The organism is Desulfovibrio sp. X2, assembly GCF_000422205.1.
Lineage (GTDB): Bacteria > Desulfobacterota > Desulfovibrionia > Desulfovibrionales > Desulfovibrionaceae > Alkalidesulfovibrio.
In genome coordinates, this window is the sequence record NZ_ATHV01000065.1 from 221,598 (window position 1) to 244,598 (window position 23,001).

Genomic DNA, 23,001 nt, shown 5'->3' on the forward strand with positions numbered 1-23,001 from the left:
ATGAGCCACCCCACCCCGCCCGAGACAGCACCCGACGCGCTGCGCACCGAGCCGGTCAGCCGGAGCTTCGGACTGGACCTCGGCACCTCCATCTGCCGATATTACCTGGAGAAGTTCCTGGCCGGACAGGCCGGGCGGATACGCGGCCGCGTGCTGGAGATAGGCGACGACGCCTACACCCGGCGTTTCGGCACGTCCGTCTCGCAAAGCGACGTGCTGCACGCCGCCCCCTCGGAGCAGGCCACCTTCGTGGGCGACCTGAGCGCGGGGGACGTCCTCCCCGCGGGCGCGTTCGACTGCATCATCCTGACCCAGACCATCCAGTGCATCTACCGTTTCAGGCACGCCCTGCGCCACGCCTACCGCGCCCTCAAGCCGGGAGGCGCCCTGCTTCTCAGCGCCTCGGGCATCAGCCAGATATCGCGCTACGACATGGACCGCTGGGGGGAGTTCTGGCGCTTCACGGACAGATCCCTCGACCTCGCGCTGCGCGAGACCTGCCCGGGGGCGGAGATACGCATCGAGACCTGGGGCAACCTCGCCTCGTCCAAGGGATACCTCGACGGCATCCCGTCGGAGTCCTTCCCGGCCGAATGCCTCGACATCAAGGACCGCGACTACCAGATGCTGCTCACGGCCTGCGCGGTCCGTCCGGCCGACGACGTGGTGCCGCTCGTGCCCAGGCCCGCGGACGACGGCTGGACAGACCTGCTGATCCCCGACGACCTCGTGGGGCTCTGCGAGTTCGCCGCAAAGAACCGCAACGGCGCCTGGCGCACGCGCATCCGCGGCCTGACCGTGCACTGCACGGACCTCCTGGCCTTCTACACCGCGGCCAAGGACATCCTCGTGAGCCGCATCTACGACTTCACGGCCGAGGTCGCCGACCCGCTGGTCATCGACGGCGGAGCGCACATCGGCCTCTTCACCCTGCGCGCCAAGCGCCTCTATCCCAAGGCGCGCGTCATCGCCTTCGAGCCGAACCCCGAGTCGCTCGCGCTGCTGCGCCTGAACATCGAGGCCAACGGGCTGGACGGGGTCGAGATCGTCGAATCCGGCCTGCTGGACCGGGAGGACACGCTGCCCTTCACGAGCAAGACCTCGGACGGCAGCACCCTCTTCTCCGGCGACCTCGGAAGCGAGATCAGCGTCACCCGCCTCTCGCCCTGGCTGGACAGGACCGTGGACATGCTCAAGCTGAACATCGAGGGCGCGGAGCATCCCGTGCTCAGGGAGTGCGGCAAACGCCTGGGCCGCGTGCGCAGGCTGGTCATGGAGTACCACGCCTTCCCCGAGCTCGGCGACCGGCTGCACGAGATCCTCGCCATCCTGCACGAGAACGGATTCCGCTACGCCGTGCACGACTTCGACTCCTGGACCAACCCCGCGACCAAGCCCCCCTTCTCCATAGACGCGGACACCCGCTACTACCTCTGCCTCTGGGGCACCAACCTGCGCCCGCGGCCGGACGAAGGCGCGGAGGCGGCACGATGAACGGGACGACTCCCTCGAACGCCGCCCTGGCCCGGGAGCTGACCGTGGTGGTGCGCAGCATCGGCGAGCGGACCACCGAGGCCTGCCTCTACCTGCTGCGGCGCGAGCTGCCCGCGGCGAACATCGAGCTGGTCAAAAACATCCCCTTCGACCAGGCCGTGCGCCGCACCTTCGAGCTCGGCCTCGCCTCCGGGCGGCCCTGGGTCCTGGCGCTCGACTCGGACATGCTGCTCAGGCCCTCGGCCCTCGCGCGCATGGTGGAGGCGGCCCGGGCGCAGCCGGAGAACGTCTTCGCCCTCTGGACCATGGCCCTGGACAAGGCCTTTCGGGTCTACCGGCCGGTGGGCATGCACCTCTACCGCGCCTCGCTCCTGGCCCGCGCGCGCGAGATGAGCGAGGGGCGCGACCTTGCAGGCAGCCTGCGGCCGGAGTCGGCAATGGTCGAGGCCATGCTGGACAGCGGCTTCCTCGCGGCGCAGACCGGCATCGTGGTCGGGCTGCACGACTACGAGCAGGCATACCGCGACCTGATCAAGAAGGCCTGCGTGCACGCCAGGAAGCACCGCGACATGGTCGGACGGCTGCGGCCCGTCTGGCGCGGCCTGGCGGAACAGGACCCGGACTTCGTGGCCCTGCTCCGGGGAGCGGACTTCGGCGAGATGTACGCCGGGGAGATCGGCATCAACCATTTCCAGCTCTCGCGGCTCACGGAAAAGGTCCTCGAGGAGTTCGGTCGGCCGGAGAAGGCGCCTTTCGAGCCCGCCGCCGACCTGCCCGAGAAGGTGGAGGCGACCCTGGCCGCGATGGACGTCCATCCCGACCGCCTGCGGCTGCAGCCGCAGATATTCCCCGAAACCATCTGGAACCGCCTGGACGGGAAAGTGGCCTGACATGTGCGGAATCGCAGGAATCATCGCTCCCCCCACCCCGGACCTCGCGCCCAGGCTCCAGGCCATGGCCGGCTCGCTGCGCCATCGCGGCCCGGACGGCGTGGGATTCTGGAGCTCGGGGCAGTGCCATCTGGCCCACACGCGCCTGGCCATCGTGGACATCGAGGGCGGCGCCCAGCCCCTGCGTTCGGCGGACGACTCGCTGGCCACGGTCTTCAACGGCGAGCTGTACGGCTACTCCGAGCTGCGCGAGCGCCTGGACTACCCCTTCCGCACCCGCTCGGACACCGAGGTCCTGCTGGCCATGTACGAGGCCTACGGCACGGACATGCTCGCCCACCTGCCGGGCATGTTCGCCTTCGCCATCTGGGACGAGCGGCGCAAACGCCTCTTCTGCGCGCGCGACCGCTTCGGCGAGAAGCCCTTCTACTACGCCACGGACAGGGACGGCCGCTTCCTGTTCGCCTCCGAGGTCAAGGCCGTGCTGGCCGCCGGGCTGCTGGACGTCTCCCTGGACGCGCAATCGCTCTGCCAGTACCTGGTCTACAGCTACCTCCCCGAGGGGCGGAGCATGTACCGCGAGATCGCGGCCCTGCCCCCGGGCTGCGCCATGACCGTGGGCCCCGAGGGAGTGAAGGCCTGGCGCTACTGGGACCTGCCCGCGCCTGCCGGGGAGATCGGCGGGGCCGAGGCCGCGGAGGAGCTGGCCCACCTGCTCGACAGCTCCGTGCAGCGCTGCCTGGTGGCCGACGTGGAGGTCGGCGTGCTGCTGAGCGGCGGGCTCGACTCCACCACCCTGGCCGTGCTCGCGGCCAGGCACCGCAGGGACATCCGCACCTTCTCCTTCGGCTTCGAGGGCTGGCGCAACGAGCTGCCCTACGCCCGGGAGGTCTCCGCGGCCCTGGGCTCGAACCATGTCGAGCTGCTCGAGTCCGACATGGACCTGCCCGCCATGATCGAGAGCCTTTCGGGCCACTACGACGAGCCCTTCGGCGACCTCTCGGCCATCCCCACCCTGTCGCTGTGCTCCCTTGTGCGCAGGCACCTGAAGGTGGCCCTGGGCGGCGACGGCGCGGACGAGCTGATGGGCGGCTACGTCTATTGGTATCTCCCCCTGGTCGAGGCGGAGCGCGCGGGCGGCGCGGCCCCCGGCTGGAGCGCCGTGGCGGAGCGCCACTGGCGCGACCAGCAGATCTACTTCGGGCCCGAGGAGCTTGCCGGATTCGGCCTGCCCCTGGTGCCCCGCCCCACGAGCCCGGACTACATCGGCTCCCTGGACGACGCCATGCGCCTGGACCTGCGCGGCTTCCTGGCCGGGGACATCCTGAAGAAGGTGGACCGCGCCTCCATGGCCCACGGCCTGGAGCTGCGCCTGCCCTTCCTCGACTGGCCCCTGGCCGAGTTCCTCGTCGCCCTGCCTTGGCGGCTGAAGCTCGACGACACCAAGGGCAAGCTCGTCCTGCGCAACGCCTTCGAGCGCCTCTGGCCCGAGAGCGTGCGCACGCGCGGCAAGCAGGGGTTCAGCGCCAACGTGGACGTCTGGCTGCAGCGCGAGGACGTCCTGCCGCTCCGCCGCAGCTTCCTCGCGGACAAGAACCTCGCGGTCCGCGGCCTGTTCCCGGATGAGCTGGTGGATGCCTGCGCGAACGACGTCGGCTACCGCGGCTGGGTCATGCTGGTCCTCTCCATGTGGCTGCAGCAGGTCACCGGGGACGGCATCCTGCACCCAAGAAAAATGTGAAACACCGGCTTCGGCAGCCACACAACGACGCACCATGGACAGCATATTCATCTTCGCCACCTGCCAGGGACTGGAGATCGCGAACATCCTGCGCCTCTCCCCGACCTTTTCCCGCCTCTTCGAGATCCGCTCCCAGTTCAACTTCCTCGCCCCCGGCGAGGCCTCCGATCCGCGCCGGTTCCTGGACGAGATCGCGGGCAGCCGCTTCTTTTTCTACCAGCGCAACGAATTCCTGGACGACGCCTTCCTGGCCTCGCTTCCCCTGACGTTGCGAGCCTCCCCCATTCCGTACGTGACCTCCAAGATCTATTGGCCCTCCATGCTCGACCAGAACACGGAGCCGCGCCTGCTGTGCTGCGAGCAGAATCCCTACGGCTACATCCCGTTCCGCTGCGGAGTGCTCGAGGAGATGATCGACTCCGGATGGGACGACGAGCGCATCGTCAGCCGCTACACGGCAGCCCGGCTGGACGAGCTGCTGGATCTGGACGAGCATTTCGAGCGCCAGATCGGACATCTGCGGAAACTCGACGGCTCCTGCGACATCAAGGTCGCCGACTTCGTGGAGTCCAGGGTACGCGAGACCATGCTCTTTCATATCTTCAACCACCCGGCCATCCCGGTCATGCGTCACATGGCCGACGGGATGCTCGACCTTCTGGGCCTGCCGCTCGACCTTCCCAGGGACGTTCCGGACAAGTTCGTGCACAGCCAGCTGCCCGTGCATCCCTCGGTGGCCCGGGCCTACGGCCTCGCCTTCGCCGCAGAGGACAGGATCTGGAACCTGGGGCCGCGCAAGGTGAATTTCGAGGAATACCTGCGCCTTTACATCTCCGACTACAGGCGGGTGGTCACGCCCGCGGCGTCCCCGCGTCCCATCGCGGCCAGGCGCCTCGCCGAGGCGGCCCCGGTCCCGTAGCGGCTTCGGCCCGCACATGCCGAACAGCCGGTGTTCCGCTCTCCCGGGAAGAGGTCTGCACCGGGCGCCGCCGCGCAGGCCGAAAAAGGGGACCGGGCCGACGGAACCGCAGGAGGTGCACCACTCCCGGCCTGCTCTTCCTATCGACCGTTTTTATTTGACAATCGTTTATCGACAACCATATCGTTCCGCTGTCGACCGTCCCTGGATGTTTCATTCCGGCCGACCCCGCACACGATCCGTCACTCAACGAGTTAACGATTTGCATGGTTCCTGCACAGCGGTGCTGTGACGTCGGTTTTTTGCCGCCTTTTCGGTAAAACCGGCGCGAAAAGGACGCAACGTGGGAAAAGAAAGCAGCCCGACAGGACAGGTCGTCTTCCTGCGCCACACAAAAGAGCACTACGCCCCGGCCGCGCAGGCGCTGCGCGAGCGGGTGCTGGCGCGCGTGCTGCCCGGGACCGGCTGGCGCGTGACCGTGGTGGACAACGCCCTGCCCGGGGATTTTCACGGCCGGACGCCGGAAGGCTGGGCGCTGCTCGGCGGCGACAACAGCCTCAAGGAGTTCTCCGGCTGGGAGAAGGCCCTGGCCGTGCTCGACGCCGGGCAATCCTGGCAGCCAGCGATCCCCGTGCTCCTGGTGAACGACACCTTCCACCGCAACTACGATACGGGCTACCTCGACAACCTGCCGCACGAGCCGGTGGCCGACTGGCTGGCCGAGGGCTCCCTGGTCGGCCACGTGGACCTCTACCCCAGGGAGATCGAGCTCTTCGGACTGCCCATGCGCCACTGGATCCGCACGAGCTTCGTGCTCGCCACCTGGGGCACCCTGTCCCGGCTGCTGCCCTTCGCCCCTCCGGGCGACCTCGCGGCCCTCTTCGGCCCCGGCGCCGACTCCTTCTTCGCCCCGGGCGGCCCGCTCGGCGAGCGCTACAAGCAGTACCTGGCCGCCTTTCTCCTGGGCAGCGAGAGCGAATACGCCTGCCGCTGGCACACGAGCGTGGACCTCGGCGACGAGGGGCTGGCCTTCCTGCGCGTCAAGGCGATGACCATCCTCTGCGAGCACTGGCTGGCCGCCAGGGCCAGACACCTCGGCATCGCGCTGCGCGACGTCTCGGGCAGGCTGGCCGAGCGCGAGCGCTGCATAGGCCGCATGGCGGGCGCGGCCGAGTGCGGCTGCCCCGAGCCCCGGCCGAACGGAGCACGCGCATGAGAACCCTCTTCGTTTCGAGAGTGACGCTGCCCGAAGGGGTGCGCGGCAACGCCCAGTACAGCCTGTTCTTCACCCGGGGTCTGGAGACGGCCGGACACGAGGTGCGCACCGCGATCACCCTGGAGGCCGTGGGCAGGCTCGACTGCTGGGACGCCCCGGCCCGGCCGGAGGAGTTCGCCATCGTCCGCGAGCTTCTGCAAGGCGACCCGCCGGACCTCCTGGTGGTCAACTACTCCTACATGGCCCCCCTGCTCTCCCTGGCGCCCGAAGGTGTGGCGCGCGCGGTCCTGGCCCACGACGCTCGCCACCTGCGCCACGCCAAGTTCCTCGAGACGGGCTGCCGCTCCGACTGCTCGCCCTGGACCGAGGAGCAGGAGCGCGAGGTGCTGCGCCACGCCGACCTGGTCATCGCCATCCAGTCCGAGGAGGCCGCGGCCTTCCGGGACGTCGCGCCGCACGCGCGCACCGTGGTCCTGCCCTGCTGCTTCCCGCTCGACGCCCTGCCCCTGCCCGAGGACGGCGACGCCTGCCTGTTCGTGGGCAGCGACGCGGACCACAACCGCCAGGGCATCGGCTGGTTCCTCGACGCCGTCTGGCCCGAGGTGCTGCGCCTGCGCCCAACGGCGATGCTCAACGTCTGCGGCACGGTCTGCGGCAGCCTGCGCGACCGCGACGTCCCCGGCCTGCGCCTGCACGGCCGCGTGGACGACCTGACGCCCCATTTCGCAGCGAACGGCGTGGGCGTCGTGCCCCTGCTCGCGGGCAGCGGCTGCAAATTGAAGCTCGTCGAGACCCTCTCCCGGGCGCGGCCCTGCGTGACCACCTCCACCGGCGCCCAGGGACTCGACCCTGCCGCCGGGGGGCTCGTCGTGGCCGACGACCCGGCCGAATTCGCCGCGGCCCTGGCCCGGCTGTTCGCGGACCGCGCCCTGCTGCAGGCCCGGTCCGAGGCCGCCTTCGCCCACGCCAAGGCCCGCTTCGATCCCGAAAAGGCCCACACGGAGTTCCGGCAGACACTCGACGCCCTGCGCGCCGCCGGTCACGCGCGGCACGCGGCCGCCCCAGGCAGCCATCATGCCGTGACGCCGGACAAGCACCCGAAACCGACAGTGGACTGACGATGGCCCGACTCGACCCGAACTCCCGCCTGCACGTCCTGCAGCGCATCCGCTTCCCGGCCAAGGCCTCGCTGGCGGCGCTGTGCTTCGCCCACGAGTCCACGGCCATGCTGCGCCTGGATAAAACAGACCAGGCCGCGCCCCGCTACGACTTCGAGCCCGGGCAGACGCTGTCGTCGAGCAGCTACCTGAACAGCGTCTACGAGTTCGTGCAGCGCCGCCACGGCCTCGTCCAAAGCCAGGCCTTCCGCCTCCGCCTGTCCGGCGACTTCGAGGTCGCGGTCATGAAGGCGACCTTCGGCGGACAGACCGAGTGCGTGGGGCGCGAGACGTTTCGCGGCTGCCTGCCCGACGCCCCCGTCCTGGTCCCCATCCCCGGGGCCGGGCCCGACGCCCCCAACGAGCGCATCTTCTTCCGCCTCACGGCGCTGTCCGGAGGCGAGTTCCTGGGCGGAGACGTGGTCACGGACCACGAGCCGCGCCCCGTGCGCCTGGCCGTGGTCCTGTGCACCTTCAGGCGCGAGGAGTATCTGCACGCCACCGTGGCCGCCCTGCTGGCCGACCCGGACCTGGGCGAGCGGCTCTCCGCCGTGGTGGTCGTGGACAACGGCCGGACCCTCGATCCGAAAGACTTCACCGACCCGCGCGTGCGCCTCGTGCCCAACCGCAACCTGGGCGGCTCTGGCGGCTTCAGCCGCGGCATGGCCGATGTCCTGGACGGGAAGCTCGGCAGCCACATCCTGCTCATGGACGACGACATCGCCTGCGACGGCGAGGCCGTGCTGCGCGCCATCACCTTCTTCGAGCACTCGGACGGCCCTCTGGCGGTGTCCGGGGCCATGCTCGACATGCAAAAGCCCCTGCTGCACTTCGAGGCGGGCGCTGTGTACGGCCAGGCGGCCGACGTGGCCGGGGCGAATCCCCTGAAGATCTACGGACTCGGCCGCGGCCTCTCCCTGGAGCAGGAAGGCGCGCTGAACACCCTCCTGCTCGAGGAGCGCGCGGACTACGGCGCCTTCTGGTTCTTCGCCTTCCCGGCCGAATACGCCGAGCGGGGCGGGCTCCTGCTGCCCTTCTTCGTCATCGGCGACGACATCGAGTTCGGCCTGCGCCTGACCCGCCGCATGGGCGCGCGCGTGCTGCCCCTGCCCGGCGTCGGGGTCTGGCACCAGCCGTTCTACAGCAAGATCAGCAACGTGAAGCGCTACTTCTTCGTGCGCAACCTTCTGGTCATCGACGCGCTCTACGGCCGGGGCAGATACAGGGACGTCGCGCGCGCCCTGACGGCGGATTTCATGAGCGATCTCTGCCGCTTCAACTACGGCATGGCGCTCATGCTGGTGCAGGCTTTCGAGGACTACCTAAAGGGTCCCGACTTTTTGACCGATACTGATCCCATGACGCTCATCGCCTCCCTTTCGGACGAGGCCCGGCGCATGGACGCCAACCTGCGTCCCTTCACCCCCCGGGAGACCTGGGGATTCGAGCAGCCCCCGCGCGAGGGCGTGCTGCGTTCGCTGGTGCGCACCGCGACCCTGGGCGGCCACCTGCTGCCCCGCCCCCTGCTGCGCGGCGAGCCCATGCAGGTGCTGCTCTGCGGCACCGGGCAGTGGCGCAAGAACTTCCTGTGCCGCGAAGCCCGGTTTCTGCACCGCGAGGCCGCGTTCTCCAACGCCCGCGACATCGACCCGGCCCTCGGGCGCGCCCTGGCGCTGCGCTTCGCGAAACTCCTGTGGCGGGGACAACGGGAATGGGCAGAGGTCGGCGCGGCCTGGCGCGAGGCGGCCCCCCGGCTCACGAGCCGGGACTTCTGGATGCGGCAGGGCGACGAAGCGGCGGGAAACGAGACGGCGGCTTCCTGAGGGCGGCCCAAAGGCAGGTAAAGACGGATGAGTTCCACCTTCCGAACAGAGGCGGCATACGCCGCCCCCCTCGGCCTCGAGAAGCCCGGCGAGTCGGTCCGGGTGCTCAGGACCTGCACGCCGAACACAGTGGCTTACCGGGGCAGGATAGACCGCGCGGCCCGCGAGCGGCAAAACGGCTACCCGGCCAAGGTCTTCTGGTTCACCGGGCTCTCGGGCTCGGGCAAGTCCACCCTGGCCCACCGGGTGGAGGAGCTGCTGCACGAGCGGGGCATCCGCACCTACGTCTTCGACGGCGACAACGTGCGCCAGGGGCTGTGCGGCGACCTCGGCTTCTCGCAGCAGGACCGCACGGAGAACCTGCGCCGCATCGCCGAGATGGCCAGGCTCTTCCTGGACGCCGGAACCGTGTGCATGGCCGCGTTCATCTCCCCCCTGGCCGAGGACCGGGAACGGGTCAGGGGCATCGTCGGCAACGCGGACTTCCACGAGATCTACGTCAAGTGCCCGGTCTGCGTCTGCGAGGAGCGCGACGTGAAGGGGCTGTACAAGCTCGCTCGGGCCGGACGCATCAAGAACTACACCGGCGTCTCCGCGCCCTACGAGGAGCCGGAGAACCCGGCCCTTCTGGTGGAGACGGACAAGGGCACGGTCGAGGGATGCGCCCGGGCCGTCCTCGACTTCATCATAGGTGAGCTCTGGGGTGAGCTCTGGGGTGAGCTCGGGGGCGAGCTCAGGGAGGCGCCCGCCGAGTCCGCGGACTAGCCGCAGGGCGGCGTCCCCGAAGTCATCGGGCGACGTGCACGAGGCGCGCCCCGGCGCGCTCCATCTCCCGGCGCGCCTGTCCTCCCCCCTCTTGCGTCACGGGCCGCGTCGCGTCGGCCATCACCGCCACCGCGAAACCTTCCCGCAGGGCGTCGAGCACCGTGGCGCGCACGCAGACGTCCTCGGCCAGGCCGCCCACCCACAGCCGCGACACGCCCTCGCGCCGCAGCTCCACGGCCAGGCCGGTCTGGTCGAAGGCCGAGTTCTGGTCCTGGTCGAAGCGCACGCCCTTGGTCACCTTGACGGTCGAGTCCGGCAGCGCGAGGTCCGGATGGAAGGCCGCTCCCTCCGTGTCCTGGATGCAGTGCGGCGGCCACTGCCCGCCGCGCCCGGCAAAGCTCACGTGGCCCACGGGGTGCCAGTCGCGCGAGGCGTAGACGGGCACGCCGCGCGCCGTGGCCGCGGCCAGGGCGCGGTTCAGCACGGGTATCACCGCGTCGCCCTGGGCGATGGGCAGCGCCCCGCCCGGACAGAAGTCCTTCTGCACGTCCACCAGGAGCAGGGCATCGCCGCTCCCGAGCTCCTCTGCGATCTCGATCTCTTCGGGCATGGGGGCCTCCTTCCGGCTTGGGCCGGCTTCGGCCGGCTTCGCCTGGCTCCGGCCGGCTCCGGCCGGTCGCGTCGCTGCCACCCAAAAGGCGGCGGTCGTCCCGCGCCCGGCCGCGTCCCCCTCCTGCTGTCCGCTGTTCCGCCTATGGCGCCACGCTCGCCTCGACCTCGTCCTGGAAGCGGGCCAGGGCCGGACTCACGTCCACCCGGTAAGGCGGGTCGGCCGGGGCCAGGGCCCGCAGCCGCGCGGGCAGCCGGGCGATCTGCTCCTGTGCGTGGCGCCGCGCCTCTTCCAGCTCCACCCTGCCCGCGGGCAGCCGCCTGCCGCCCTGCATCACGGGCTCCAGCAGGGGCCGCGCGTCCAGGGGACCGCCTGGCGCCTCCTCGCCCTCGCGGGCGATGACGTCGCGCAGGTCCTCCCCGCCGCGGCCGCAACGGAAGACCTGCTTGCGCCCCGGCAGCACGGGCTTGCCGCTGGACAGCTTGACCCTTCCCCGGCCGCCGTACTCGCAAAGCTTGTAGGCCACGTCCAGGTCGGGCGCGTCCTGGGACACGCCCATGCTGGTGCCCACGCCGAAGCCGTCTATGGGCGCGCCCGCGGCGAGGAGCGCGGCGATGGACTCCTCGTCGAGCCCGCCGCTGGCGAAGATGCCGATTCCACTGAGCCCGGCCTCGTCCAGGATGCGGCGCGTCTCGCGCGACAGGGCCAGAAGGTCGCCGGAGTCCAGGCGCAGGGCCCGGACCTTGAATTCCGCCCCCATCTCCCGCGACAGCTCCACGACCTTTTGCACGCCCTCCAGGGTGTCGTAGGTGTCCACCAGGAGCACGGTGTCCGGGTAGAGCCGGGCAAAGGCCTTGAAGGCGTCGGCCTCGCGCTCGTGCGCCTGGATGTAGCTGTGGGCCATGGTCCCGGCCACGGGCAGGGTGTAGAGCCTGCCCGCCAGCACGTTGGAGGTGGAGGCCACGCCCGCCACGTAGAAGGCCCGCGCGGCCTTGAGCGCGGCGTCGATGCCGTGCATGCGGCGCGCGCCGAAGTCCACCACGCTGCGCCCGGCCGCGGCCTCCACCACGCGCCGCGCCTTGGAAGCCAGCAGGGTCTGCACCTGGATCTGGTTCATGACCAGGGTCTCCACCAGCTGCGCCTGGGGCAGGGGCGCCGCGATCTCCACGATGGGCTCGTTAGCGAACACGGGCGTGCCCTCGGGCACGGCGCGCACCTCGCCGCTGAAGCGGAAGTCGCACAGCCAGTCGAGGAAGCGGCCGGAGAAGCGGCCGAGCGTGGCGAGATAGGCGATGTCCTCCTGCTCGAAGCGGAGGTTCTCGAGATAGTCGAGCACGCTGTCCAGGCCGCAGGCCAGAAGGTAGTTGCGCCGCTCGGGCAGGCGGCGGACGAAGAGGCTGAAGACCGCGTCCTCGGAAAGCCCCTCCTCGAAATAGGCCTGGAGCATGGTCAGCTCGTAGAGGTCGGTGAACAGGGCGAGGCCCGAGTGCGGCCCGCCCCTGCCAGCGAATGTCTCTTCCAACGTGATTTCTCCTAGAGTTCCTGTGCGGCGAGTTCTCCGAGGATGCGGTCGTGCAGCCGCAGGTCCGCCGCGGAATGGAGCACGAAGCGGATGTGCCTGACGAAGGAGAGGCCGGAAAGCTCGTGCAGGATCGTCCTGAAGGCGATCCGCGCCGCCTCCTCCATGGGGAAGCCGAAGAAGCCGGTGGAGAGCGAAGGGAAGGCGACAGAGGCGATGCTCTTGCGCTCGGCCAGGCGCAAGGCGTTCTCGTAGCAGGCGGCCAGCAGCTCGTCCGCGGGCTCGTCTCGGCCGTAGACCGGGCCCAGGCAGTGGATGACGTAGCGGTTGGGAAGATCGTGCGCGCCGGTGATGACCGCCTCGCCCGGCCTGATGGGGGCGAGCGGCCTGCACTCCTCGTCGAGCCCGGGCCCGGCCGCGCGGTGGATGGCCCCGGCCACTCCACCGCCTGGGCGAAGCTGCGCATTGGCCGCGTTGACCACGGCCTCCATGTCGCCCTGCGCCGCGATGTCTCCCTGCACGCACTCGATCAGCACTCCCTGCACCGTCCATTCGCCCATCTCCGGCCTCCTTGCCCGCCGCCCCGCCTGCACGGAAAAATCGACGGGTCTTACGCTCCATCTTCTGACAGCGAACAGGGATGTTGGCAAGGACGGACAAGGACCGGGGCCGAGGCGGCCGGAAAGATGCCTCTCCGGCAGCCCCGGGCTCCATGCAGGGAGCTCCCTGCCGCGCCTTGCCCTCGCTGCGGCGGCTCCGGGAAACCGGCCCAGCATGCGCCGCCTGGCGGCGGCATCGCGGCATGATCATACCATAACAGTCATGATTCTTTCCAATAATTATAATCCCTTGACAACATTGATCACTTGACAGCCGGGCCTGAGAGGAGGGACAAATGCGGCAATCGGTTTGTCGACATCCTGCGGGCCGAAGATACAGAAGCGGACTCGTGAGCTGCACGCATGCTGCCAAGGAGAGTCCTGCCCTTTTCAAAGACGGTTTCATCACGGCTTCCGTAGGGACATGCATTCACGCCATGCATGCCGGAAAGACACGGCATGGGGGGGATCATGCACGCACGCAGCATACGGACCGTCCTCGGCCTCCTGTTCTTCATCCTCATACTCGCGGGAACGGCGATAACGACGTACCACGTCGACGAATCTTCCTATTCGTATGCCGTCGAGACGCAGACGCAGAACATGGAGCGGATGTCTTCGACGCTTGCCAGCGTCTTCGCATCGTTCACCCGCGATGCGCTCGCGGACGCCCGCTTCATGGCCGAGAATCCCTCCGCGCTGCAGCTCCTTGAGGGCGGCGACAAGGCGTCGGCCGAGCAGACGGCCGACCAGCTGTTCACGCTGAATCCGCTGATAGAGACGATCGCCCTGTTCGACGACAAGGGCAGGTCCGATTTCCTGCGGATGCCGGGCGGCAAGAGCGCAGGGGCGCTCGATCTTTCCGACCGCGACTACGTCAAGGCGGCCCTTGCGGGCAAGGAATTCGTCCCGTCCCTGCCCATCAAGAGCCGCCTGACCGGCAAGCCGGTCTGCACCTACGCCTGGCCGGTGCGCGCGAACGGCAGGGTCGTGGGCGGCGCGCTCGTCGCGGTGAGCATCGACGGTCTCCTGAAGACGTACATCGACGACGTCAGGATCGGGCAGACCGGCTACCCCTACATCGTCAACGCCGCGGGCACGATCGTCCTGCATCCCCAGAAGAGCCTGATCAGCAAGAATCTTTCGGACATGGACTTCATCCGCAAGTCCGTCTCGAGCCCCTCCGGCACCCAGGAGTACGTCTGGGACGGCGCCCGGAAGATACAGGCGTGGCACAACATTCCCGGCACCGACTGGACCGTCGTGACCACTGCCTACAAGGACGAACTCGCCCTCTCGGCCAAGAAGCAGCGGACATGGCTCATCGCCGCGGGCGCCGTCGAGGCCGTCCTGCTGCTCGCCGCGCTGCTCTTCCTGCTCGACCGCCTGGTCCTCGTGCCCGTGCGCCATCTCGCGACCTACGTGGACAAGCTGGCCGAGGGCGACTTCAAGGCCCGGCTCACCGGCACCTACAAGTACGAGTTCGCCCACCTCTCCGCGGGCATAGGCAGGATGGTGGAGGTGCTGAAGAACAGGCTCGGCTTCTCGCAGGGCATCCTGGAGGGGCTCTCCCTGCCGGTCGTGGTCTCGGACGCCGAGGGCAGGCTGCTCTACGTCAATCAGCACGTCATCGACCTTTTGGAGATCGGCGGCACGCCCAAGGACTACGCGGACATGACCGCGGCCGAGTTCTTCTACGGAGACCCGAGCCGCGCCACGATCACGCAGAAGGCGTGCACGAGCCGCAAGCCCATCCTCGGGCTCATGGCCGACGTGGCCACGCGCACGAACAAGACCCTCAAGTGCAAGATCGACGCGACCCCGGTCTACGACCTCGACGGCCGCGTCATCGCGGGCATCGCCCTGGTCACGGACCTGACCGAGCTCATGGCCCAGAAGGCGACAATCGAGGCCCACAGGGACAGGATCCACTGCGTCGCACTGAAGATCGAGGACGTGTCCAAGGAGCTCGCCTCCCATTCCGGAACGCTCGAATCGCACATAGCGACCACGGCCTCCTCGGCCGAGTCGCAGCAGACGCGGATAACCGAGACCGCGGCGGCCATCGGGCAGATGACCAGCACCATCCTCGAGGTGGCCAGCAGCGCGAGCGGCGCCTCCAAGACCTCGGAGAACACGCGCGGCAAGGCGATAGAGGGCTCGGAGATGGTGGCCAGGATCGTCGAGGGCATCAAGGAGGTGCGCCAGCAGTCCGAGGAACTCCGCCGCGACATGGCGTCGCTCGGGGAACAGGCCGAGGGCATCGGCAAGGTGCTCGACGTCATCAGCGACATCGCCGACCAGACGAACCTCCTGGCGCTCAACGCGGCCATCGAGGCCGCACGCGCGGGCGACGCGGGCCGGGGCTTCGCCGTGGTGGCCGACGAGGTCAGGAAGCTCGCGGAAAAGACCATGCACGCCACGCGCGAGGTGGCGGAGGCCATCCACAGCATACAGGAAGGCACGCAGCGGAACATCGTGGGCGCCGGGCGGGTGGCGGGCACGGTGGAGCAGGCCACGGAGATGGCCGATCTCTCGGGCGCCTCCCTGCGGGAGATCCTCGCCCTGGCGGACAACGCCTCGGACCAGGTCCGCGCCATCGCCGCGGCCTCGGAGGAGCAGTCCGCCGCGAGCGAGGAGATCAGCCGCTCCATCGACGAGGTCAACGTCATCGCGGGCGAGACGAGCCAGGCCATGCGCGAGGCCACCCGGGCCATGCGCGAGCTCGCCGAGCAGTCGCGCATCCTGCGCGGCCTGATCGACGAGATGGAGCTCAGCCAGAACCCGACGGAGTGCGCGCCCGAGCCGTCGATGGCCTGACCGCGAAGGTCCGGTCCGCTCAGCCCCAGGCGAGCAGGCAGGTCCCGAACACGGCCAGGACCCCGGCCGGGGCCCAGACCATCCTGCGGCGCTCCAGGAGCGCGCTCGCGCCGAGGCAGGCCGGGACGCTCCCGGCAAGGACGAGCCCGAACTTGGCCAGGCCCGGCAGGGCCGCGCCCGCGAGCAGATACTGCAGCACCACGACCAGCGGCAGGTGGATCAGGTAGGTGTCGTAGGAGGCCGCCGCGAGGCTCGCGCTGATCGCCCCGGAGCCGTTCCAGCGGCGCCGGGCGACGACCGCGAGCAGGCCGAGGAAGGCCAGGGCGAAGAAGGTCCGGGCCAATCCGTGCGCCGCAGGCACGAGGAGGAACTTCTCCCCGGGCGCGAGGTTGGCCATGCCGCTGGCGATCATGGCCGCGAAGCCGACGGCGGAGAGCAGCCCCCAGCACCACGCCGGACCGGGAATTCCGAAGACGGTGAACCAGCGTCTCTGCCTGGCGTAGGCGCCCAGGCCGAAAATCCCCACATAGAGCGGAAGCCGCGCCGGTTGGAAGACCAGCAGGGGGCCAAGGCTCGCCCAGGAGATGTCCGGCGTCCGCGTCTGGGCAAAAGCCTCGACCAGCCCCACCGCCAGGGCCAGGGCGAGGAAGACGCCGAACCCGGGTCTGCCGGGGACGGTATCCCCTTCCTCCATCACCCGGCGGCCGAGCACGGCCCCGGCCGCGGCCAGCAGGAGGCAGAAGACCAGGAGCAGGGCGAGAAACCACAGGTGGTAGGGGCAGAGCAGGCCGCGCCAGACCGGCAGGCGCTCGAACGGGGCGAAGAGGCGGAAGCGCCAGTCCGCGGCCAGGGGCAGGAGCCCCGCCCAGTAGCCGAGGTAGCCCCGCGTGCCGCCCTGGCCGAGGTAGGCCACGTAGGAGATGACGGGGCAGTAGAGGAAGGTGAGCGCCACGAGGGGGATGCCGAGCCTCCGCAGCTTGCCCGCCAGGAATCCCCGGCAGCCGTGCCGCCGCAGGGAGGCGAGAGCGAAATAGCCCGCGATGAAGAAGAGCGTGGGCATGGTGAACCCGTCCGCCACGAGGAGCACGAGGTTCAGGACGTCGCTCCTCGCCCGGTCCGTGACGTACCACCAGGGCACCAGCGAGGCGTAGGCCATGCAGGCGTGCAGCGCCACAACGGCCAGCACGCAGAACGTCCGCAGATTGTCCAGGAAGCGGATGCGCTCAGCGGGGCTCGTTCCTCTCGCCATGACGCGCCTCCTCGGCTGCTTCCCGCACGGCAGCCAGCCCGGCCATGCTGAAGCGGTACAGGTGATCGGCCAGCCTGGGCCAGTATTCCTCCATGGCGGGATGGTCCGGGAACACGGGCCGCATGACCGGCCAGATGAAGGACTGGTAGACCGCCGGACCGAGGAGGCTCATCAGGCAGTCGACCAGCACGTTGTGCGGGATGCCGGGGCCCACGACCTCGGTGACCATGCCGAGGGCGTCCTTCACCTGCGTCCGGCTGTGGCGCTCGATCATGCCGCCGAGGAAGGGCGACGGGTTGATCAATTCCTGGGCGTAGATGCGCACGAAGGCCCGGCTCAGCTCCCCGCCTGCGAAGAGCAGGCGGCAGGTGACCTCGAGCAGGAGCCGCAGCCGTTCCTCGGCCGTCATGCCCGCGGCCTCGGCCAGCCGTTCCTCCATCTGCCGCCGTCCCTCGGTGAAGAGCACCTCGAGCACGGCCTGGTACAGCTTGGCCTTGCCGCCGAAATAGTAGACCACGGCGTTGAGGTTGGCCCCGGCCTCGGCGCAGATCTCCCGGACCGTGGCCCCCTTGTACCCCCTGGCCGCGAAGACCCGTACCGCGGCCATGAACAGCCGCGCCCTGGCGTCGCCCTTGCCTGCTCCCGACATGCCCGCTCCTGAACCGACGAGTTATACAAATGTATAATACATCAATCACGCAATCCGGCCGGGCTGTCAAGCGGCAGCAGCAGCAGAAAAAAAGAAGAAGACGCCTCAGGATGCCCTGCCACCTCGGGTCGGACGGGCGCATCCCCTGTTCGGCCGAAGCGGCGGCTGCCCCATGCGCGACGCCCCCCGGGCCTTGCGGGAGCTCGCCGGACAGGGCGCCACGGTCCCTACGGCCTGCCTTGCCCGACGTTCCTCCCTGACAGCGCGTTCGCAGCCGGGAGGCGGCGGGAGAGGGCACCGGGGGGCGATTCTTCGTTTGAATTCCGTTTCCGATATCCGTATGGTTATTTACAGCCGCCGTACGGATGCGGCTTGGCCGACGGACCGTCGTGGACCGTCGCCGGATGTCGGAACATGTGCAGGAAGCGGCCCTTGGGGAGACGGGCTCGGCTTCCGCGAAATCCGTGCCCTGCGCCCGCATCGTGGCGGCCGTCCGCGCGGGAAGGATGACCGCAATGTCCACTCCCTACCCTGACCCCGAGATCACCTTCGGGACGATCATCGTCACTTTCGCCGTCATACGTCCTTTCCTTCGCTACCTGAGCAAAGAGGATCGGACACGCTTCAGGTCCATCGCGCCGCTCAAGGGACGGCGAGTGCGACGGTATTTCACGGTGCTCGGCATCCTCGCCGCGCTGTCCCATTCGCCTGTCGCACTCGTCTACGGGTTCTTCTTCCTCATACTGCCGGGCCTTCTGCTCATGGTCTCCAACACGGTCCTTCTCTACTCCATCCTGCTGCTGCCCTTCTTCCTCCCCTGGCGGGAAGCGAGGCACCGCACCATGGCGCGCGCCGTCTCCCTTACCCTCGTGGGCGCCATCGGAATCGGCCTGCCATTGCTCTCGCGCTACAGTTTCCGGGCAGCCGCACAGGAGCAGAGCCGCGGCGACATGGACCGGTGGCAGCCCATTGCCATCCGGTCCATCGCCCTGACATCCACGTCCGGCCGCCAGTGCGACAAAACCTGCCAGCGGTTGCTCTACAACGGGGAGGTCGAGGAGGTGGTCGAATACGACAAGCAATCGACCAACTGGTCGTATTTGAAGTACGCCAATAGGAATCCGACTGGATTCGTCGCATACACCATCGAACACAGGCCGGACTGCGGCGTATTGTCCTCCAGCATTCCCGCTGTTCGGGCCAGGATCGCCACGGGGGAATGCCTCGCGGCCCGCAGGGGCGAGGAATATGCGCCCGTGGACGTCGCGGTGAAGGAAGTAGAGGACGTCTGGGACGACGGATTCCTCCTCTACCGCACGCGTCGCACGCGGATCACGGTGACCCTGGGCGACGGCCCGAAGGCCGCTCCTGCCGTGAGCTCGACGTCATTCTCGAGCCATGTCCTCGCCATGCCTCTCTTCATCTGGGCAAGCGACAACAGCGGGCTCGACATCAAGCCCGCCCTCGCCCGCAGAAGACGAATCTACAATCCGCTCATCTACACCGCCGTCCTCATGCAGCGGCTCGGCTTCAGGCTCGATCCCGTGAGCGAGACCGTGGATACGGACGCCGCTGTGCGGGAGATGCTGGCCGCTCCTTCCTCCTCCACCCCTGCCTTCGACAAGGCGCAGCTCGACCTCTTGGGAGATTATTTCAGAGGCATACAGAAGCGTCCGATCACCCCGCAGGACGTGGATATGGTGCAGCAGGTGATTCGTGACAGACGGATCACAGCTCCTCTCTTTTATGGCCTCTTCTACTACCACGCGCAAACGCTCGCGCCCCTCCTTCCCGACATGCTGGACAGGATAACCGTGTCCAGCGGCCTGACGGAGCGCGGGATGCTGTCCGCCCTGAGCGCCGGGGTCGCCGCCATGCCTGCGGAGGCACTCGCTCCTTACGCTGCTCGGCTACACCGGATCGTCCGGGACGCCGCCCTCGAGCCGTTCCCCGAGTACGTGGTCGACACTGCAGGCAGACCCCGCCTGAGCACCGACTTGGACAAGGAAAAAACCAAACTGGCGGCCATCGTTCCCCTCTTCTTCCCTCTGGGCGCAGTAGATCCTCACGGCGTAGAGTTGCTGGAATCCCTGCTCGTGAATCCCGTGCGGGAGATCGTCACCGGCGCGGCCGAAGGGCTGTGCACGGCAGGCCGTGAACGGGCCGCGCAGACCGCTCCAGCCCTGCGAGACGTTTTCCTGCGCTACCAGACAGGCCGCTATCCGACGGACCCTGCAAAGGCTGCGACCCTGGCACTGGTCCGGTTCGGCCGCAAGGATGAGGCCTTGAGTCTGGTGGAGAAGTATGTCGAAAGACCGGACGACTTCGGCAAACTCTGGAGATTGGATGCGGACTTTCCGGCCAAGGAGTGCAAGGACCTCTCCCTTTTCAGGCACGACCCGGACCGTGCGGCCGCTCGGAGCGGTCGCCAATAGGCCGGGCGGAATTCCCGGCCGCCGCAAAGGTGCCACCGGGGGCCTGCGGAACTTTCCGCTTGCCCCTGACGCAACGTCAAGGTTTAGGGTCGGGTCACGGGCGCAAAATTGAATGACGCCCGGAAAGGAGACGGCCATGCCCATCAAGACAGGCAAGCTCGCGCGGCTCACCGGCATCACCATGCGCACGCTGCACCACTACGACCACATCGGCCTGCTCACGCCCTCCGAGCGCACGGCGAGCGGATTTCGGCTCTACGGGCAGGACGACGTGCGGCGGCTGCACGCCATCCAGGCGCTGAAGCAGATCGGCTGCTCCCTGGCCGAGGTCCGCGCCGTGCTGGACGACCCCGCCATCTCCTTCCCGGACATCGTGGACCGGCAGCTGCACGACCTCGACGAGCGGATCGAGCGCGCCCAGGACCTGCGGGCGCGGCTCGCGAGGCTCAAGGACCGCATCGCGCGCGGCGGTAGCGCGAACGCGCGGGACTGCCTGGAGGTGCTTGAGATGATGGCGCTCTACGAGAAGCATCTCAGCCGGGACGAGGTCGCCGCGCTGCGCAGGAACCGGGAGGCGGCCGGGCCGGATGCCGGGCCTGCCTGGCGGCGGCTGCTCGACGCGGCGGCCGCGGCAATGCGGCGCGGCGTCGCCCCCGGGGACGAGGAGGCGCGGAGGCTGGCCGGGGAATGGCTGGTCCTGCTGCGCGCCGCCACCGGCGGCGATCTCGCCCTGGCCGCGGGGCTTCGGACCGTGCACGAGCGCGAGACGCGTGCGCGGGAGATAAGCGGCGTGACGCCCGAGCTGATCGACTGGCTCTCGCGCGCCGCGGCCGCGCTGCGCGACGGCAGGGACGCGGACGAAAGCGCGGAGACCCCGCCCGCGGATATTCCGGCCGCGCCGGTCCCGGTTGCGCCGGTCCCGGTCGCGCCGGTCCCGACGGGCCTGCCCGAGCCCAAGCCGAGCGCCATGCGCGTGGCCGTGCTGCGCGCCGCGCACCAGCTCCTGGACACGCCCCGAATCTTCGATGACCCCCTGGCCCTGACCGTGCTCGGCGAGGCAGAAGAGGCCGCCCTGCGCCAGGGGGTGGAGCGCTACACCCAGTCCCCGTACCCGAGCCTTCGGGCCTCCGTGGTCGCGCGCTCCAGGCTCGCCGAGGACGAGTGGGACGCGGCGCGGCGGCGCGGCGTGCGCCAGTGCGTGGTCCTGGGCGCCGGGCTCGACACCTTCGCCTGCCGCCACCGCGAGGACGCGGGCTGCCGGATCTTCGAGGTCGACCTCGCGGAGACGCAGGCCTGGAAGCGGCGTCTCCTGCGCCGGTCCGGCATCGCGGAGCCCGAGAACGCCGTCTACGTGCCCCTCGACCTCGAGGCCTCCCCCGGCTCCGGCGCCCTGGCCGAGGCCCTCGCGCGCGGCGGCTTCGAGCGCGGCGCTCCGGCCTTCTTCTCTTGGCTCGGCGTGACCATGTACATCGGGCAGGCCGCGATCATGGACACGCTCGGCTTCGTCGCCTCCTGCGCCCCGGGCGGCGGCGTGGTCTTCGACTACGCCGTGGCGCCGCAGCACCTCGGTTCCCGCGAGCGCACGGGCCGCGAGATGGTCGAGCGATGGGCAGCCTCGCACGGCGAGCCCTGGAAGACGGACTTCGTTCCGGACGAGCTCACGGCGGCCCTCACCGGCCTCGGCTTCTCCCGGGTCGAGAACCTCGCGCCAGCCGAGCTGAACGCGCGCGCCTTCGCCGCCCACGGCAGCAGCCTGCACAAGAGCGGCGTCACTCGCCTGGTCTGCGCCAGGCTCTGAGCCGGGCCCTTAGCTGCGGCCACAGTCCGGGCCGGGACAACCGGCGGGCGGAGAGCCCGGCCCCAGCTGCCCCCCGTTCGCTGAACGCCGGCGGCTTTCATCCTGACGGCAGCCTGTCTGCTTCGCTCCTCCCTGTCGCAATGATTTACACTGCCCTTGCCCGCCGATCCCGGAAATCATTTTGAAATGATTCGTCTTTAAGCCGGGCTTGTCGGCCTTCCTTACAGGCCCTCCATGCGCGAGGCGTTCGGAACGCTCCGGCGATGAACATGATGAACCATCTTTATATAAATAAAGTCAATAAAAATATCATGTTAGCATAAGATAGATAAACGATGACGAAAAGTGGCATGTTCATTGCGTGAGTAACTCCGTCACTGACATTTCTTTACAAACGGCGCAGTCGCTTTGCTGACGTAAAACTTACGCGGAGGTACTCGCAATGAAGAGGCTCTTGACACTTCTCGGGCTCATCCTGCTCCTGGCGTTTCCGGTCCAGGGCATGGCGGCCCCCACGTTCGCCGTCTGGCTGGACGGCAACACGACTCCCGGCGGCGGCGGAAACGGCATTCTCCCCTCCCTGGACAACGCCTTCGGCCCGGGATCCTACGACCTGGTCTCCACCAGCGACCTCGAGACCGCGGGATTCCTGAGCTCGTACAAGTCGGTCATCGTCAGCCGCTACGACGCAAGCTTCGGCTCGGCGCTGAGCGCGGCCGCGGCCGCCAACATCGCCGCCTACGTGGGCAGCGGGGCGACCCAGGGCGGCGTGGCCGTGTTCACCAACGACCTCGCCGACAACCTCTTCGGCGCCAACGGCGGCGACCCCTTCGACGCCAACCTGGACCGGCTCTTCGTGAACGCCGCGACCTACGCCGCCCTGAGCGGCCACGGCTTCATCGGCGAATTCAACGGCGCGGTCATGGCCATGGAGTCCAACAGCGCGGGCATGCCCGCCATCGGCCTGCTGACCGGCTCGGCCAACGGCGTGCACGGCACGTCCACGCCCGACGGCCACTTCCACTACGAGGTCGGCCCCATCGGCTCGGGCAACCCCATCGACGCGGGCATCACCTTCCCCTTCACGGACAGCGACACCACCATCTTCCGTACCGACGTCACCGGCGCCCTGAGCGGCAACATCGTGGACATCTTCGCCGACAACGGCCTGCCCGCCGTGCTGGCGAACAACTTCGTGATCTCCGGCGGCAACGACAACCCCACCGCCACCCCTGAGCCCTGCACGATGCTCCTTCTCGGCTCCAGCCTGGCCGGGCTCTGCGGCCTGAAGCTGCGCAGAAGGTCCTGAGGCCCGAG

17 protein-coding genes are annotated in these 23,001 nt (G+C 68.9%); 12 read left to right on the forward strand and 5 right to left on the reverse strand.

Annotation, left to right across the window (positions count from 1 at the left end):
• The 8 genes from DSX2_RS18660 (at position 1) to cysC (ending at position 10,005) form a co-directional block, all read left to right on the forward strand.
• Positions 1-1,494: an FkbM family methyltransferase gene (locus DSX2_RS18660; protein ID WP_020882161.1), complete on the forward strand. Its 1,494-nt coding sequence runs from the start codon at positions 1-3 to the stop codon at positions 1,492-1,494.
• Complete coding sequence (locus tag DSX2_RS16625; protein WP_020882162.1) at positions 1,491-2,384, forward strand: glycosyltransferase family A protein; 894 nt, start codon at positions 1,491-1,493, stop codon at positions 2,382-2,384. The genes DSX2_RS18660 and DSX2_RS16625 overlap by 4 nt, the downstream gene beginning before the upstream one ends.
• Position 2,385: 1 nt before the next feature.
• Positions 2,386-4,125, forward strand: a complete 1,740-nt coding sequence (gene asnB / locus DSX2_RS16630) for an asparagine synthase (glutamine-hydrolyzing) (RefSeq protein ID WP_020882163.1) — start codon at positions 2,386-2,388, stop codon at positions 4,123-4,125.
• 34 nt (positions 4,126-4,159) lie between these two features.
• A complete protein-coding gene (locus DSX2_RS16635) occupies positions 4,160-5,044 on the forward strand; it encodes a WcbI family polysaccharide biosynthesis putative acetyltransferase (protein ID WP_020882164.1) in 885 nt (294 codons plus the stop codon).
• Between the two features lie 343 nt (positions 5,045-5,387).
• Positions 5,388-6,260 carry a hypothetical protein gene (locus DSX2_RS16640; RefSeq protein WP_020882165.1) on the forward strand — a complete coding sequence of 291 codons (873 nt, stop codon included), beginning with the start codon at positions 5,388-5,390 and terminating at the stop codon, positions 6,258-6,260.
• Positions 6,257-7,378, forward strand: coding sequence for a glycosyltransferase (locus DSX2_RS16645; RefSeq protein WP_020882166.1), 1,122 nt, complete (start codon positions 6,257-6,259; stop codon positions 7,376-7,378). The genes DSX2_RS16640 and DSX2_RS16645 overlap by 4 nt, the downstream gene beginning before the upstream one ends.
• A gap of 2 nt (positions 7,379-7,380) precedes the next feature.
• Positions 7,381-9,240, forward strand: coding sequence for a glycosyltransferase (locus tag DSX2_RS16650; RefSeq protein ID WP_020882167.1), 1,860 nt, complete (start codon positions 7,381-7,383; stop codon positions 9,238-9,240).
• Positions 9,241-9,267: 27 nt separating this feature from the next.
• Positions 9,268-10,005 carry an adenylyl-sulfate kinase gene (gene cysC / locus DSX2_RS16655; RefSeq protein WP_020882168.1) on the forward strand — a complete coding sequence of 246 codons (738 nt, stop codon included), beginning with the start codon at positions 9,268-9,270 and terminating at the stop codon, positions 10,003-10,005.
• A gap of 22 nt (positions 10,006-10,027) precedes the next feature.
• Here the strand turns inward: cysC and DSX2_RS16660 are convergent, their stop codons facing one another.
• From DSX2_RS16660 to DSX2_RS16670, 3 genes are all read right to left on the reverse strand, one after another.
• Positions 10,028-10,615 (reverse strand): nicotinamidase, encoded by a 588-nt coding sequence (locus tag DSX2_RS16660; RefSeq protein WP_020882169.1) that lies wholly within the window; start codon positions 10,613-10,615, stop codon positions 10,028-10,030.
• A 142-nt stretch (positions 10,616-10,757) separates the two neighbouring features.
• Positions 10,758-12,137: a nicotinate phosphoribosyltransferase gene (locus DSX2_RS16665; RefSeq protein WP_020882170.1), complete on the reverse strand. Its 1,380-nt coding sequence runs from the start codon at positions 12,135-12,137 to the stop codon at positions 10,758-10,760.
• A gap of 11 nt (positions 12,138-12,148) precedes the next feature.
• Positions 12,149-12,694 carry a macro domain-containing protein gene (locus tag DSX2_RS16670; RefSeq protein WP_020882171.1) on the reverse strand — a complete coding sequence of 182 codons (546 nt, stop codon included), beginning with the start codon at positions 12,692-12,694 and terminating at the stop codon, positions 12,149-12,151.
• 510 nt (positions 12,695-13,204) lie between these two features.
• Between DSX2_RS16670 and DSX2_RS16675 the strand changes: the two genes are divergently transcribed.
• Positions 13,205-15,553: a methyl-accepting chemotaxis protein gene (locus DSX2_RS16675; RefSeq protein ID WP_172640041.1), complete on the forward strand. Its 2,349-nt coding sequence runs from the start codon at positions 13,205-13,207 to the stop codon at positions 15,551-15,553.
• A gap of 19 nt (positions 15,554-15,572) precedes the next feature.
• On the opposite strand, the gene DSX2_RS16680 is transcribed toward DSX2_RS16675, so the two are convergent.
• The gene (locus DSX2_RS16680) at positions 15,573-16,802 is read right to left on the reverse strand and encodes an acyltransferase family protein (RefSeq protein ID WP_020882173.1); all 1,230 of its coding nucleotides are present in this window, start codon (positions 16,800-16,802) and stop codon (positions 15,573-15,575) included.
• Entirely contained in the window at positions 16,777-17,451 is a 675-nt protein-coding gene (locus tag DSX2_RS16685; RefSeq protein ID WP_020882174.1) for a TetR/AcrR family transcriptional regulator, read from the reverse strand. The genes DSX2_RS16680 and DSX2_RS16685 overlap by 26 nt, the downstream gene beginning before the upstream one ends.
• 515 nt (positions 17,452-17,966) lie before the next feature.
• Between DSX2_RS16685 and DSX2_RS16690 the strand changes: the two genes are divergently transcribed.
• The 3 genes from DSX2_RS16690 (at position 17,967) to DSX2_RS16700 (ending at position 22,993) form a co-directional block, all read left to right on the forward strand.
• On the forward strand, positions 17,967-19,886 hold the full coding sequence (locus DSX2_RS16690; protein WP_020882175.1) for a hypothetical protein: 1,920 nt from the start codon (positions 17,967-17,969) through the stop codon (positions 19,884-19,886).
• A gap of 136 nt (positions 19,887-20,022) precedes the next feature.
• Positions 20,023-21,684: an SAM-dependent methyltransferase gene (locus tag DSX2_RS16695; RefSeq protein WP_020882176.1), complete on the forward strand. Its 1,662-nt coding sequence runs from the start codon at positions 20,023-20,025 to the stop codon at positions 21,682-21,684.
• Positions 21,685-22,126: 442 nt separating this feature from the next.
• Positions 22,127-22,993, forward strand: coding sequence for a hypothetical protein (locus tag DSX2_RS16700; protein WP_020882177.1), 867 nt, complete (start codon positions 22,127-22,129; stop codon positions 22,991-22,993).
• The last annotated feature ends 8 nt before the right edge of the window (positions 22,994-23,001 follow it).

Excerpts from the sequence above, each read along its gene's own strand:
- DSX2_RS18660 (WP_020882161.1), top strand. The coding sequence starts at position 1 with ATGAGCCACCCCACCCCGCCCGAGACAGCACCCGACGCGCTGCGCACC.
- DSX2_RS16625 (WP_020882162.1), top strand. The coding sequence starts at position 1,491 with ATGAACGGGACGACTCCCTCGAACGCCGCCCTGGCCCGGGAGCTGACC.
- asnB (WP_020882163.1), top strand. The coding sequence starts at position 2,386 with ATGTGCGGAATCGCAGGAATCATCGCTCCCCCCACCCCGGACCTCGCG.
- DSX2_RS16635 (WP_020882164.1), top strand. The coding sequence starts at position 4,160 with ATGGACAGCATATTCATCTTCGCCACCTGCCAGGGACTGGAGATCGCG.
- DSX2_RS16645 (WP_020882166.1), top strand. The coding sequence starts at position 6,257 with ATGAGAACCCTCTTCGTTTCGAGAGTGACGCTGCCCGAAGGGGTGCGC.
- DSX2_RS16650 (WP_020882167.1), top strand. The coding sequence starts at position 7,381 with ATGGCCCGACTCGACCCGAACTCCCGCCTGCACGTCCTGCAGCGCATC.
- cysC (WP_020882168.1), top strand. The coding sequence starts at position 9,268 with ATGAGTTCCACCTTCCGAACAGAGGCGGCATACGCCGCCCCCCTCGGC.
- DSX2_RS16660 (WP_020882169.1), bottom strand. The coding sequence starts at position 10,615 with ATGCCCGAAGAGATCGAGATCGCAGAGGAGCTCGGGAGCGGCGATGCC.
- DSX2_RS16670 (WP_020882171.1), bottom strand. The coding sequence starts at position 12,694 with ATGGGCGAATGGACGGTGCAGGGAGTGCTGATCGAGTGCGTGCAGGGA.
- DSX2_RS16675 (WP_172640041.1), top strand. The coding sequence starts at position 13,205 with ATGCACGCACGCAGCATACGGACCGTCCTCGGCCTCCTGTTCTTCATC.
- DSX2_RS16680 (WP_020882173.1), bottom strand. The coding sequence starts at position 16,802 with ATGGCGAGAGGAACGAGCCCCGCTGAGCGCATCCGCTTCCTGGACAAT.
- DSX2_RS16685 (WP_020882174.1), bottom strand. The coding sequence starts at position 17,451 with ATGTCGGGAGCAGGCAAGGGCGACGCCAGGGCGCGGCTGTTCATGGCC.
- DSX2_RS16690 (WP_020882175.1), top strand. The coding sequence starts at position 17,967 with ATGTCCACTCCCTACCCTGACCCCGAGATCACCTTCGGGACGATCATC.
- DSX2_RS16695 (WP_020882176.1), top strand. The coding sequence starts at position 20,023 with ATGCCCATCAAGACAGGCAAGCTCGCGCGGCTCACCGGCATCACCATG.
- DSX2_RS16700 (WP_020882177.1), top strand. The coding sequence starts at position 22,127 with ATGAAGAGGCTCTTGACACTTCTCGGGCTCATCCTGCTCCTGGCGTTT.